Below are 12,782 nucleotides of genomic sequence, written 5' to 3' on the forward strand. Positions count from 1 at the left end.
GATCAGGGGACCCTGATGGCCTGCTGTCCGGGGCAGGAGCCCAGCACCCGGTTCATGGCGTCCTTTTCGGCAGCAGTCACCCAGAGGCCGTAGGCGGCTTTCACCGAAATCTGGCGGGCCACGTAATGACAGCGGATTGACTTGTTCGGCGGCAGCCAGGTGGCCGCGTCGCCCGCGCCTTTTTCCTGGTTCGCTGCGCCGTCCACAGCGATGAGGTTCAGCGGATCGTTGGCCAGGGCGGTGCGCTGTGCGGGGCTGAGCTGCTGGGCACCCTTTTGCCAGGCATCCGCCAGGGCCACCACATGGTCAACCTGCACGGCCTGGCTACTGTCAGGGCCCCGGTTGAAATTTATGCCGCGTGCCGTGTACGGGTCCGTGAACCGGCCGGCCGCGACGTTGCAGCGTGACCCCTCGCTGAACCGGACATCAGCCAGGTCGCGGCGGAGGATGTCGTTGCGCGTGTCGCACCCGTTGTGGTCCATGTCCAGCCACGCCGCGCCAAAGGCTTCCCGCTTGTATCCGCCCTTGCCTGCGCGGCCCTTTACCGGCAGCCCGTTGAGGACGTTGCCGGCTGCGCCGGCCGGCACGGGGTGGACGGGAGCCACCGGCTTCATCCAGCCCGGCTCGAAGACCGGGGCAACTGTGGGACCCGGCAACGATGGGCCGGCTGCGGCAAACTGCCCGGCAGTGAAGAACCAGAACAGTCCGGAAAGCAAGGCCAGGGCTGCAACGGCGAGCAGGGCCCACGCGGCCCGTGACCTGCGCCGGGCACGCCGGTACGCGGCCCAGCTGACGCTCACGGCTCAACGACGGTAGGTGTGGGGACAAGCATCAGGAAAGCCTAGGGCACCCGCAGCAGGGCTGCCCCGTTATCCACAGTGTGGAGGGCCACTCGACCCTTCGGTGGGACGGTTACTGTTCCCGGACCACCCTGCGGAGGTCCTCCTCGGCCACGGCCAGCAGGTCCTCAAGCTGGCGCACCCGGTCTGCACCGACGTCGCCCGTTTTGTGGCCCGCACGGGCCCCTTCCAAAAGCCGGATGGCTTCCTTGTGGTTGTCCTGTGCCACGTCGAGAGCGTGTTCGAGGGTGGTTTCGTGCCGGATTGCCTTTTCTTTTTCCATTCCCCCAGTGTGGTACTGATTCCCGGCTGATTCCAGAGAACCAGCCGGGAATCCGCTGACCGTTTGACGGATCAGACGGCGATGGCCGCCAGCGCAGCGGCGCTTTCCTTCGCGGGGAAGGACGGCGGGTTGACCCCTGCCATCTCCTCCATCACGCGGACCACCTGGCAGCTGTAGCCGAATTCGTTGTCGTACCAGACATATAGCACCAGGTTTTTGTCGGTGGAGACGGTGGCCAGGCCGTCCACGATGCCGGCGCGGCGGGAGCCCACGAAGTCGGTGGAAACAACTTCGGGCGAGTCGATGTAGTCGATCTGCTTGCGCAGGCCCGAGTGCAGCGACATTTCCCGGAGGTAGTTGTTGACCTCGTCCTTGGTGGTCCCGTTCTCCAGGGTGAGGTTCAGGATGGCCAGGGACACGTCAGGCGTGGGGACGCGGATGGAACTGCCGGTGAGCTTGCCCAGGAGTTCAGGCAGTGCCTTGGCAACGGCTTTGGCGGCGCCGGTTTCGGTGATGACCATGTTCAGCGCTGCCGAGCGGCCGCGCCGGTCGCCCTTGTGGAAGTTGTCGATCAGGTTCTGGTCGTTGGTGAACGAGTGCACCGTTTCCACGTGGCCGTGGATGACGCCGAACTTGTCGTTGATGGCCTTCAGCACCGGAGTGATGGCGTTGGTGGTGCAGGATGCGGCGGTGACGATCCGGTCGCTGTCCTCGATGGTGGTGTGGTTGATGCCGTGGACGATGTTCTTCAGGTCGCCCTTGCCCGGCGCGGTCAGGAGGACCCGTGCCACGCCGGTGCTCTGCAGGTGCTGCGAGAGGCCCTCGGCATCGCGCCAGCGGCCGGTGTTGTCCACAACCAGGGCGTTGTGGATGCCGTAGGTGGTGTAGTCGATGGTGGCGGGGTTGTCCGAGTAGATGACCTGGACCTGGACGCCGTTGGCCGTGATGGTGTTGGCGACCTCATCGATGCGGATGGTGCCCTCGAAGGAGCCGTGGACCGAGTCGCGGCGAAGCAGGCTGGCCCGCTTGGCGAGGTCGTTGTCCGAGCCGCGGCGCACCACGATGGCGCGCAGGCGAAGGCCGTGGCCGCCGCCGGCCTTTTCGATCAGGAGGCGGGCCAGGAGCCGGCCGATCCGGCCGAAGCCGTAAAGCACAACATCGGTGCTGGTGCGGTCATCGCCGCCGCGCTTGCCCACAACGTCGGCAAGTTCAGCGCGGAGGAATTCCTCGAGCGAGGCGCCGTCGCCTTCTTCCTTGAACTTCTGGTTCAGGCGCGCGATGTCGATCGCTGCGGCGCCGAGTTCCAGGCCGGCAAGGGTATTGAGCAGCGGCGCTGTCTCTTCCAGGAGCAATTCGTCCTTGCTCATTCTGCGGGCGAAGCGGTGCGCCTTGAGGATGTTCATGGTGGACTTATTGATCAGGCTCCGGCCATGGATGCTGGTGACCACGTTGTTGTCGCGGTACAGCCGGCCAATCACCGGGATCATGGCCTCGGCGAGGGCCTCCCGGCCCATCCACGTATCAAGACAAGAATCTGACGTCTGGCTCACAGAAATACCTTCCTCGGTTCAGCCGCGTACGTCGTCGTGCGCGGTTGTAGGCCACCTGATGATGTCCAGTGGCAGTGGCGCCGGCAGGGTTCGGCCCTGGGCGCCGGGATTGCTGGCAAAGAAAAACCGCCGGTTAAGAACGGAGCTCCGGCGGAAGAACCCCTGCGTTCGGTTCCATTCTAATTTGGCGTGATGCCTGTTTGAGTCGCCGGCGCCGTGAAATCACTCACACCTGCCGTTCAGTTATGGAGGGCGGAAAAGAGGTTCAGGCTGAACGAATAGATGACCCACGAGAGATAAGGCAGCATTAGCAGCCCCGCGGTGGCACTGACCGGGCCGAAGCGCACCACAAGGAATCCCACGGACACACCCAGGCCGGCAATGACCACCAGGGCACCCCAGAGGGCCGCTGTGCCGATCAACGGATACAGGCCAAAAAACGTCAGCGGCCACGCGGCGTTGAACAGCAGCTGTGCGGCGTACCACCACAGGGTGCTGCCGCGAAGTGCCTGCCGGCGCCATACCAGCCACGCCGCCAACGCCACGGCGGCGTACAGGAGGATCCACATGGACCTGAACATCCAGCCCGGCGGCATCCACGGGGCTTTGACGGATGCGGCGAACCAGCCGGTGGAGTTCAGGATGATGGGCACTGATGCAACGATCCAGGCTGCCATCGACAGGCCAAGAAACCCCAGCAGGGCAGCCGCCTGCCCGCCGGGGGAAGGAACCTTACGTTCGGAAGCGGACGGAAGGTCAGAGATTGGAAGCACGCTTCAGGATGCCCAACGCATCGGACCAGGTCAACTCGAGCCCGTCGAGCCCGCGTTGCCTCTATGTGGAGCGTACAGTTGCAGGCGGCCAAAGTGCTCAGATTAGATACGTTCTGGAAGCCTGTTCACGCATACGCCCGGCAGTCAAGTGCGACTGCCTGACTGCCGGTGTCCCAATGCAGCTTGACTGGGTTATTTGCTGAAGCTCGCTTCGTATTTTGCCACGACCCGCTCGGCATGGGCGTAGCCGTCCGCAGCCAAAGCCTTCAGCACTTCGAGCGCTTCCTGGGTGCCGGCTGCCAGACGGACTTCGGCTGCGCGCGCCGTGTGCCAGGGGTTACCGCTGGCCCTGTGATCGTGGAAGGCGAGTGCTCTGGCCCTGAATTCGGCCAACCGCCCACCGCCCACGATGAGCTGCGAGCCTTGCCGGACAAGGTCTTGGACTGCGAAAGCACGACTTTCGTCGTTGTTAAGGCAGCCGATCACATAGGCACCGAGTGCGAAGACCGCGCGCGTCCGTCCGGCTGCGAGGTTGGCTGCCAAGGTCGGTGAGTACCGCTTGTCAGCTTGAAGGGCCCCGGCGGACATTCTCGAATAGAGGGCCGGGTGAGCTGTCAGCGTTGACTCGCCGCCCAGGGCAGCCCGGAATCCTGGCATGTCGATGTCGAATCCGGACAAGGCACCCACCTCTTCACCGTCGATAGCACGGCCAAGCTTCGCCAGAATCTCATCGCTGTAGCGCACCATACCTATGTCGTCTGCCCCGGATGCAAAAGTAAACTCACCAAAGACTGGCCCATCGGGACCGTCGTAGCAGTCGACCTTAACAAACCGTGTGTCGAGGCCGGCGGACAAGTCCGCTGCCATCTTCAGCATCGCGCCCGCGTGGCGTGGAACCAGATGGCTTTCCCTAGCCCATCGGCTTTCGTCAAGGGTGTAATCTTTTCCGAATTCGAGAGGAAGAAACGCACCATCGAAAAATGCGAGCCGCGGCGGCGATACGTTCCGGTCGATCTGGCTGATGTGGGTTATTTTGCCCCGGAAGCAATAGATTTTGTAGTCCATTGGTAAAGGCTTCCCGGCGATGCCTGAGTCTATACATTCCTCAGCCAACCAATAGTCAGGCTCAGGCCCGTCCGTTTTTAAGTCGTCCACCGTCAGAATTCGCAGGCTAAGCAATTCCAGATATTTTCCGCCGCCGATGGTTTCGAGTACGTACACACCCTTAGTCGAATGGCGGTTCGGCTGCTTGACTACGAACCGATCGCCTAAGCTCTCACCGGCGGCAAGGGCCTCGGCAGCGCTACCGACCGTCAGGTACTTCGGCACACGATATCCCGCGGCACTAACGTGCTTATAAGCGGTGTCTTTGTCGTCCAATTCCCATGGAACAGGGTCGACGGGGTTCTGCTGATTAACGAAGCGCTGGCGCATAAAGGACAAGTAGGGGTTCGAGGAGGCCATATGAAGATCCTAAATGCTGTCCCGGGCGCCCACGTTCAACCTGTCCCGGCCGAGTTCCCGGGTCCTGCTGGGTCTATGGCTGGTGTGGATGGGACAGCCGATACGCCGGGTTCTGTTCCCCCGAACCGTTACCGGTAAGGGAGCGACGGCCATCCATCTACGGACGCCGTTGCCGACGCCCTCCAGCAGCCTACCCGGACACTCGGGCGGGCAGCCCTCAAACGTGTCCTGTCTGGCCTTGCTCCGGGTGGGGTTTACCTAGCCTTCCCGGTCACCCGGGAAGCTGGTGGTCTCTTACACCACCGTTTCACCCTTACCTGCACTCCCCCGTCCAAGGACGGCTGAGGCAGGCGGTCTTTTCTCTGTGGCACTGGCCTGCGGGTTACCCCGAGTGGGCGTTACCCACCACCCTGCCCTGCGGAGCCCGGACGTTCCTCGAGCCACTTGCGTGACGCGCGGCCGCCTGGCTGTCCCATCCGCATCAAGTCTAACGGTGCGGGTGCCGGAACCTGGCGCCGCCGCGCGTTGGAGCGCCGGTAGGATCGGACGGTGCTGATTCTGCTTCCCCCCTCCGAAGGCAAGACCCCCGCCGTCCGCGGCCCCGCAGTCGACTGGTCCACACTCAGTTTTCCGGCCCTGAACACCCACCGGGCCACCGTCCTGGAGGCATTGGGAACGGTCAGCGCCCACCAGGATGCCCTGGCCCTGCTTGGCGTGGGGGCGTCCCTGCAGGACGACGTCGACCGGAACACCCGGTTGCACGCGGAACCGGCGGCCCCTGCCCACCAGATTTATTCCGGGGTTCTGTTTGACGCGCTCGGCTACCGCAGCCTGACCCCGGCGCAGCGGCGCAAGGCGGACCAGTCGGTGCTGGTGATTTCGGCGTTGTGGGGGGCGATCCGGTTCGGTGACAGCGTCCCCGCCTACCGCTTGTCCATGGGAACTGCACTGCCCGACGTCGGCCGGCTGGCCTCGTTCTGGAAACCGCAGCTGAGCGCCGCCCTCGCACCGGAGCTGGCGGACCACCTGCTGGTGGACTGCCGGTCCAGCACCTACGCAGCGGCGTGGGCGCCGCCGTCGGACCGTACTGTTGCCGTCAACGTGTTCACCGAGGTGGCCGGCGTCCGCAAGGTGGTGAGCCATTTTGCCAAGCACACACGTGGGGAACTGGCACGGCACCTGCTGGCGCGGCGCGGCAACGCCCCCGCCACGCCGGCGGCCCTGCTGAAAGCGGCCCGCGAAAGGTGGGACGCGGAGTTGGTTCCCGGCACGGTGCGCAAGCCGCACGCGCTGAACATCATCCTCCCCAACTAGGTCGCAGTAGATGTCGTTTTGACGCCCCAAAACGACAACTACTGCTAGTTAGTTGGGGTCAGCTGGCGGGGGCCGCGGTATTCCACTCGTCGGAGCGGACCAGGATGGCCCCGGAGTCCGGGCAGAACACAATGTCATCGGCAGCGGCGGCCTTGATCTCGGCCAGGTCGCCCGGGCTGAGCTTCATGCCGGACGCCTCCGAGGTGCCGTGGAACAGCCGGGCTGCGCCCACGCCCCGCTTCGCCAGCGTCTTTTCATACACCGCCAGGAGTGCGGGTTCCAGCAGCGCAGCGAAGTCGTCCCGCTTGGCTTTTACCTCCGTGGCTTCGGCAGCCACTTCGGCCAGCGCCGCGTCGAGCTCGGCGCGGATGCCGCCGAAGGAGCCCTGGATGTCGTCAACGATAACCTGCTGCCCGGCCTGCGTTGCCCGCAGGGTATCCAGCCGTTCCAGGACCTCCAGTTCCACGTCCTCGAGGTCCGAGCGCCGCTTGTTGAGCGAGACGATGTCCTTCTGCAGGGCCACCAGGTCCTTGGACAGGCCGGTGCCGCTGTTCAGTTTCGCTTCGTCCCGCTGGATGCGGCCGGCAACCTGTTCGACGTCGGCCTCAGCCCGCTTCAGCTCGGCTTCAGCATCGTGGACGGCAACCTTCGCCGAGCCCAGGGTGCCGTTTGCAACGGCCAGTGCAGCTTCGAGGTCCTTGATGCGGGGATCGGTCTCAAGCGTCCGGCGGCGGTTGGCCAGCGACGTCAGTTTGGCGTCAAAACCCTGCAGCTCAAGCAACTTCAACTGTTCCGCCGGTGCTGCCTTCGCCACTTTTACCTCCGCTAAAACCTTCCGGCCCATGGCCGGGCACCGATTTGGCGCTCCCACGACTCTAGCGCCTGCCCTGCTTCCCTGCCTCGCTGCGCGTGCTGGGTTGTGTGCGGGCCCGGCCTAGCCGGGAGTCAGGATGAAGTCCCAGGGGTCACTGTTGGTGCCACTGACCCTGAGCTGCACCTCGTGGCCCTGGTCCGAGAGGACGTTGCCCAGCGCGGTGGCAGCAGCCGGAAGCCACAGCCATTCACTGGCAAAATGCGAGACGTCCACCAGGTAAGGCCTGCCGTTCACAGCCGCCTCGCGGGCCTCCGAGGCAGGATGGTGCCGCAGGTCCGCGGTGACGTAGACGTCCGCATGGCTGGCCCGGACCTCGTCAAACAGCGAATCCCCCGCGCCGCCGCAGACAGCGACCCGGCGTACCAGGCCGTCCTTGTCGCCGGACACCCGGACGCCGCCGGCCACCGCCGGAAGGATACCGAACACCCGGGCAGCGAAGTCGCCCAGGCTGACGGCCTCCGCAAGGTCCCCTACCCGGCCGATGCCTTCTTCCGGCAGTCCGTGGGCGGCTGCCGTCAGCGGGACCGCATCCTGAAGCCCCAGCGCATCGGCCAGTACATCGGAAACACCGCCGACGGCGGAATCCCCGTTGGTGTGCACGGTCAGCAGTGCAGTGCCTGATTCGATCAGGCGGTGCACGGCCCTGCCTTTGGCAGAGGTGGCAGCCACGGACGTGACGCCCTTGAGCAGCAGCGGGTGATGGGTGATGAGGAGTTCCGCGCCCCAGGAAACGGCTTCCTCGATGACCTCAAGGGTGGGGTCCACGGCAAACATGACCTTGGACACAGGTGCGCCCGGACGCCCCGCCACCAGGCCCACCTCGTCCCAGTTCTCTGCGAGGGACTCCGGCCAGAGCTCTTCGACAGCGAGCAGCAGGTCTGCCAGTGTGGTGACGGCCCCTGGCCCTGGACCCGAGGCTCCGGGCGGTGTGCCGCCGTCGTGATTATCGGGGCCGGTAACGTCGGTGTCCACAGGTTCCATAGTCTTAGTTTTACCCCATCGCGGGTCCCGGGGAGCGTGCCCGGGCAGCCGCGCCTTGCTGTGCCGGGAATCATCCGGCACGCTCAACCATTGAAGAGGACATGAAAACTTTTGTTCTGGGCGGAGGCTGTTTCTGGTGCCTCGACGCCGTTTACCAGAAAACCAAGGGCGTGAGCTCGGTGGTGTCCGGCTATACCGGCGGGCATGATCCCCGGCCGGACTACTACTCCGTGTGCAACGGCACCACGGGGCATGCGGAGGTGGTGGCGGTGACCTTCGACGAGGACATCATCCCGGCGGAAGTCATCCTGGACATGTTCTTCGCGCTGCACGACCCCACCACCCTGAACCGCCAGGGCTACGACGTGGGCACCCAGTACCGCTCGTCAATGTTCTACGAGACCACGGAGGAAAAGATCCTCTTCGAAGAGGCCATTGACCGTAACCAGGCCCTGTGGTCCCATCCGATCGTCACGGAGGTCAGCCGGCTCCCCCGGTTCCACGTGGCCGAGGATTACCACCAGGACTACTACGGCAAACACCCCGAGCAGGGGTACTGCCAGGTGATCATCAACCCCAAGCTCGCGAAGGCCAGGAAATATTACTCTGCATGGCTTAACGCTTAGCCAGCATTACGCGGCCTCGTTAGGCTGACCTCAGTATTCACACTCAGAGATAGGCGTATCTGCACATGGCACGGATCTATGACGATGTAACGCAGCTGGTTGGCGGAACCCCGCTGGTAAGGCTGAACCGGCTCAGCGAGGGCCTCGACGCCACCGTCGCCGTCAAGCTGGAGTTCTACAACCCTGCCAACAGCGTCAAGGACCGCATCGGTGTGGCAATTGTCAACGCCGCCGAAAAGTCAGGTGCCCTGAAGCCCGGCGGCACCATCGTTGAAGGCACGTCGGGCAACACCGGCATTGCCCTGGCCATGGTGGGCGCTGCCCGCGGCTACAAGGTCATCCTCACGATGCCGGAAACCATGTCCACCGAGCGCCGCGTGATGCTGCGCGCCTACGGTGCGGAAATCGTCCTGACCCCGGGCTCCGAAGGCATGCGCGGCGCCGTCGAGAAGGCCCAGGAGATCGTTGCCAACACGCCGAACTCCATCTGGGCCCAGCAGTTCGCCAATGAGGCCAACCCCGAAGTCCACCGCACCACCACGGCCGAGGAAATCTGGTCCGACACCGACGGCAAGGTGGACATCTTTGTTGCCGGCGTGGGAACCGGTGGAACCGTAACCGGCGTGGGCCAGGTCCTCAAGGAACGCAAGCCCGGCATCCAGATCGTCGCCGTCGAGCCGAAGGACTCCGCGATCCTCAACGGCGGCGCCCCGGGCCCGCACAAGATCCAGGGCCTCGGCGCCAACTTCGTCCCCGAAATCCTGGACACCAACATCTATGACGAGGTACTGGACGCCACGCTGGAGGACTCCGTCCGCGTTGCCCGCGAGCTGGGCATCAAAGAGGGCATCCTGGGCGGCATCTCCTCCGGCGCCATTGTGTGGGGTGCCCTGGAACTGGCAAAGCGCCCGGAGAATGCCGGCAAGCTGATTGTCGCGATCGTGTGCGATTTCGGCGAGCGTTACATCTCCACCGTCCTCTATGACGACATCCGCGGCTGATCAGGCCGAACACCACAGCGTTTCCTGTAGAAAGTACTTTGTGCGCTTTTTTGCAAGACTGAAGGAAGACCTCGAGGCCGCCCGGTCCCACGACCCGGCGGCCCGGGGTTCTTTCGAGAACTTTTTCGCTTATTCCGGCCTGCATGCCATCTGGATCCACCGGCTGACCCACCGCATGTGGCAGAACCCTTCCCTGCGGTTCCCCGCGCGGCTGCTGTCCCAGCTGGGACGGTCCTGGACCGGCATTGAAATCCATCCGGGTGCCACAGTGGGCCGCAGGTTCTTCATTGACCACGGCATGGGCGTGGTCATCGGGGAAACCGCCGAGATCGGCGAGGACGTGATGATTTACCACGGCGTGACGCTGGGCGGCCGTTCGCTGGCACGCATCAAGCGGCACCCCACCATTGGGGACCGCGTCACCATCGGCGCCGGCGCCAAGATCCTGGGCCCCATCACCATCGGCCGGGACAGTGCCGTGGGTGCCAATGCCGTGGTGGTCAAGGACGCTCCGCCTGAGTCCATTGTGACCGGCATCCCCGGCCGGTGGCGGCACCGCGATGCGCAGCTTGAAACCAAGCCAGCCGTTGACCCGGCCGAATACGACATCGAATACCGGATCTGACCCAACCCGGTCAGGACTTTAACGGCCAAGGGCCGGCAGTTCCGTTTCGGAACTGCCGGCCCTTGGTGTTTCAGCGCGGGGACGTCAGTGTGTGTCCACGGCTTCGATTTCGGACTTGTCCTCGCCCCAGAGGGTGTGGAACGTGCCTTCGGAGTCGACGCGGCCGTAGGTGTGGGCGCCAAAGAGGTCACGCTGGCCCTGGATGAGGGCTGCTGCAACACGCTTGCGGCGCAGGCCGTCGTAGTAGGCCAGCGAGGAGGAGAACACGGGGACCGGAATGCCCAGCTGCACCGCGGTGGCCACCACGCGGCGCCATGCCGGCAGGGCACCGGCGATCGCTTCGGTGAACGCGGGGGCGAACAGCAGGTTGGCGGGCTTGTCCTCGGCGGCGTAGGCCTTGGTGATGTCCTTGAGCAGCTCGGCGCGGATGATGCAGCCGGCCCGCCACAGGGAAGCGATCTCGTCCAGCTTGAGGTCCCAGCTGTACTCCTTCGCGGCGGAGGTCAGCATGTCCAGGCCCTGGGCGTAGGAAACCAGCTTGGAGGCGTAAAGCGCCTGGCGGACATCCTCCACAAAGGTTTCCGGGATTTCGACGTTGGCCTCGTGGCCTGCCAGCAGTTCCTGGCCCAGCTTGCGCTGGCCGGCCTGCGAGGACAGTGCGCGGGCGAACACAGACTCGGCGATGCCGGAGACCGGCGAGCCGAGTTCCAGGGCCGAGATGACGGTCCAACGGCCGGTGCCCTTCTGGCCTGCGGCGTCCACCACAACGTCAACGAACGGCTTGCCGGTCTTGGCGTCCACGTGGCCCAGGACCTCGGCGGAGATCTCGATCAGGAAGGAGGACAGTTCGCCCTTGTTCCACTCGGTGAAGATTTTGGCCTGCTCGGCAGGTTCGATGCCCGCACCGGAGCGGAGCAGGTCGAAGGCTTCGCCGATGACCTGCATGTCGGCGTACTCGATGCCGTTGTGGACCATCTTGACGAAGTGGCCGGCGCCGTCGGTGCCGACCCAGGCGCAGCAGGGCTCGCCATCGACCTTGGCGGAGATTTTTTCCAGCAGCGGGCCCAGGGCCTTGTAGGACTCCTTGGAACCGCCGGGCATGATGGAGGGGCCGTTGAGGGCGCCTTCTTCGCCGCCGGAGACGCCAACGCCCACAAAGTGCAGGTCCTTCTTGGCCAGTGCAGCCTCGCGGCGGCGGGTGTCCTCGTAGTGCGAGTTGCCGGCGTCGATGATGATGTCGCCAGCTTCCAGGAGCGGTTCGAGCTGCTCGATGACGGAGTCAACCGGCTTGCCGGCCTTCACCATGATCAGGACCCGGCGGGGCTTCTCCAGCGAATCGACGAGTTCCTGCAGGGTTTCGGTCCGGATGAACTCGCCGTCCGTGCCGTGCTTGGCCAGCAGCGCGTCCGTCTTTTCGACGGACCTGTTGTGCAGGGCCACCGTGAAGCCGTTGCGGGCCAGGTTGCGGGCCAGGTTGGCGCCCATCACCGCGAGGCCGGTGACACCGATGTGTGCAGACATCTAAAACTCCAATTTGTACTGTGCGACGGATGCGAAGGCCGGTTTCCGGATGCAGAAGTGCGTTCGCAGATCCAAGGGTCGTAATAAAGCATATATATTCATCCGGTAACAGGGAAGTAACGCCCACGTTATGGAACCCATTGTGTCGCAGGCGGTCCCGGCCGGAGCCTGCCGCCGGAGCAGGCCGCACTAGGCTGGAGGCCATGACCAGCAGCCTGCACCACCGTGCCATCGAGAATCTTGGCACCCGCATCATCTCCGGTGAGCTGCCTGCCGGACACGTGATGCTCGCTGAGCAGCTCGAGGTGGAGCTCAAGGTTTCCCGGTCCGTGATCCGGGAGGCGGTCCGGGTACTGCAGTCGCTCGGCCTGGTGGAAACCACCAAGCGGGTGGGCATCCGGGTGCTTCCCGCGGGCCGCTGGAACCCTTTTGATGCCCAGGTGATCCGCTGGCGCCTGGCCAGCGACGCCCGCGGCGCCCAATTGAGGTCCCTGGCGGAACTGCGGTCGGCCGTGGAGCCTGCCGCGGCCGAACTGGCAGCCGCGAACGCGCCGGCACCACTTCGGCTGGAACTGGTGCAGGTAGCACGTGCCATGCGCGACGCCGGCCACAACGGCGACGTGCCCCGGTTCCTGGAGCTGGACATTGCGTTCCATTCGCTGCTGCTCTCCGGGTCCGGCAACGAGATGTTCGCCAACCTTATGGGCCAGGTGGCCGAGACGCTGACCGGCAGGACCGTCCACGGACTGATGCCGGACCACCCGCACGAGGCGGCGCTGCAGTGGCATGTGGATGTCGCGGAGGCGATCGCGAGGGGCGATGGCGCGGCGGCCCGGGAGGGCTCGGAGCGGATCATGCGCCGGACCATGACCCGGATGGCGGACACCTGGACCGAGCAGCCCAGGGTCTTCATTCCCGTCAATCGCTGACG

General features: G+C 64.8%; 13 protein-coding genes and 1 other RNA gene. 5 read left to right on the plus strand and 9 right to left on the minus strand.

Annotated features, from left to right (window positions below; genetic code table 11):
* Nucleotides 1-2: 2 nt before the first annotated feature.
* The 6 genes from ACRB8A_RS10980 to rnpB form a co-directional block, all read right to left on the minus strand.
* Entirely contained in the window at nt 3-800 is a 798-nt protein-coding gene (locus tag ACRB8A_RS10980; protein ID WP_050684755.1) for an HNH endonuclease family protein, read from the minus strand.
* A gap of 112 nt (nt 801-912) precedes the next feature.
* Nucleotides 913-1,122, minus strand: coding sequence for a hypothetical protein (locus ACRB8A_RS10985; protein ID WP_050684756.1), 210 nt, complete (start codon nt 1,120-1,122; stop codon nt 913-915).
* Between the two features lie 71 nt (nt 1,123-1,193).
* Nucleotides 1,194-2,672, minus strand: a complete 1,479-nt coding sequence (locus tag ACRB8A_RS10990; protein ID WP_082178211.1) for a glyceraldehyde-3-phosphate dehydrogenase — start codon at nt 2,670-2,672, stop codon at nt 1,194-1,196.
* A 239-nt stretch (nt 2,673-2,911) separates the two neighbouring features.
* Nucleotides 2,912-3,445 (minus strand): TspO/MBR family protein, encoded by a 534-nt coding sequence (locus ACRB8A_RS10995; RefSeq protein WP_432244702.1) that lies wholly within the window; start codon nt 3,443-3,445, stop codon nt 2,912-2,914.
* Nucleotides 3,446-3,637: 192 nt separating this feature from the next.
* A complete protein-coding gene (locus tag ACRB8A_RS11000) occupies nt 3,638-4,909 on the minus strand; it encodes an ATP-grasp fold amidoligase family protein (RefSeq protein WP_056597664.1) in 1,272 nt (423 codons plus the stop codon).
* Between the two features lie 85 nt (nt 4,910-4,994).
* Nucleotides 4,995-5,384: RNase P RNA component class A (gene rnpB, locus ACRB8A_RS11005), an RNA gene on the minus strand.
* Between the two features lie 74 nt (nt 5,385-5,458).
* Here rnpB and ACRB8A_RS11010 point away from each other — a divergent pair.
* Nucleotides 5,459-6,223, plus strand: coding sequence for a YaaA family protein (locus ACRB8A_RS11010; RefSeq protein ID WP_056597662.1), 765 nt, complete (start codon nt 5,459-5,461; stop codon nt 6,221-6,223).
* Between the two features lie 58 nt (nt 6,224-6,281).
* Here the strand turns inward: ACRB8A_RS11010 and ACRB8A_RS11015 are convergent, their stop codons facing one another.
* Together ACRB8A_RS11015 and ACRB8A_RS11020 are read right to left on the minus strand one after the other, a co-directional pair.
* Nucleotides 6,282-7,037, minus strand: coding sequence for a zinc ribbon domain-containing protein (locus ACRB8A_RS11015; protein WP_056597660.1), 756 nt, complete (start codon nt 7,035-7,037; stop codon nt 6,282-6,284).
* A gap of 120 nt (nt 7,038-7,157) precedes the next feature.
* The gene (locus ACRB8A_RS11020) at nt 7,158-8,078 is read right to left on the minus strand and encodes a Nif3-like dinuclear metal center hexameric protein (protein ID WP_157370925.1); all 921 of its coding nucleotides are present in this window, start codon (nt 8,076-8,078) and stop codon (nt 7,158-7,160) included.
* A 101-nt stretch (nt 8,079-8,179) separates the two neighbouring features.
* Here ACRB8A_RS11020 and msrA point away from each other — a divergent pair, with 101 nt between their 5' ends.
* The 3 genes from msrA (at nt 8,180) to epsC (ending at nt 10,330) form a co-directional block, all read left to right on the plus strand.
* Nucleotides 8,180-8,704 (plus strand): peptide-methionine (S)-S-oxide reductase MsrA, encoded by a 525-nt coding sequence (msrA, locus tag ACRB8A_RS11025; RefSeq protein WP_050684762.1) that lies wholly within the window; start codon nt 8,180-8,182, stop codon nt 8,702-8,704.
* 65 nt (nt 8,705-8,769) lie between these two features.
* On the plus strand, nt 8,770-9,705 hold the full coding sequence (gene cysK, locus ACRB8A_RS11030; RefSeq protein WP_056597523.1) for a cysteine synthase A: 936 nt from the start codon (nt 8,770-8,772) through the stop codon (nt 9,703-9,705).
* A gap of 40 nt (nt 9,706-9,745) precedes the next feature.
* A complete protein-coding gene (gene epsC / locus ACRB8A_RS11035) occupies nt 9,746-10,330 on the plus strand; it encodes a serine O-acetyltransferase EpsC (RefSeq protein WP_050684764.1) in 585 nt (194 codons plus the stop codon).
* An 84-nt stretch (nt 10,331-10,414) separates the two neighbouring features.
* On the opposite strand, the gene gndA is transcribed toward epsC, so the two are convergent.
* On the minus strand, nt 10,415-11,851 hold the full coding sequence (gene gndA / locus ACRB8A_RS11040) for an NADP-dependent phosphogluconate dehydrogenase (protein WP_056597522.1): 1,437 nt from the start codon (nt 11,849-11,851) through the stop codon (nt 10,415-10,417).
* Between the two features lie 203 nt (nt 11,852-12,054).
* Here gndA and ACRB8A_RS11045 point away from each other — a divergent pair, with 203 nt between their 5' ends.
* Nucleotides 12,055-12,780 carry a FadR/GntR family transcriptional regulator gene (locus ACRB8A_RS11045; protein WP_050684766.1) on the plus strand — a complete coding sequence of 242 codons (726 nt, stop codon included), beginning with the start codon at nt 12,055-12,057 and terminating at the stop codon, nt 12,778-12,780.
* The last annotated feature ends 2 nt before the right edge of the window (nt 12,781-12,782 follow it).

Source organism: Arthrobacter sp. G.S.26 (assembly GCF_050847375.1).
In the GTDB taxonomy this organism is placed as follows: domain Bacteria; phylum Actinomycetota; class Actinomycetes; order Actinomycetales; family Micrococcaceae; genus Arthrobacter.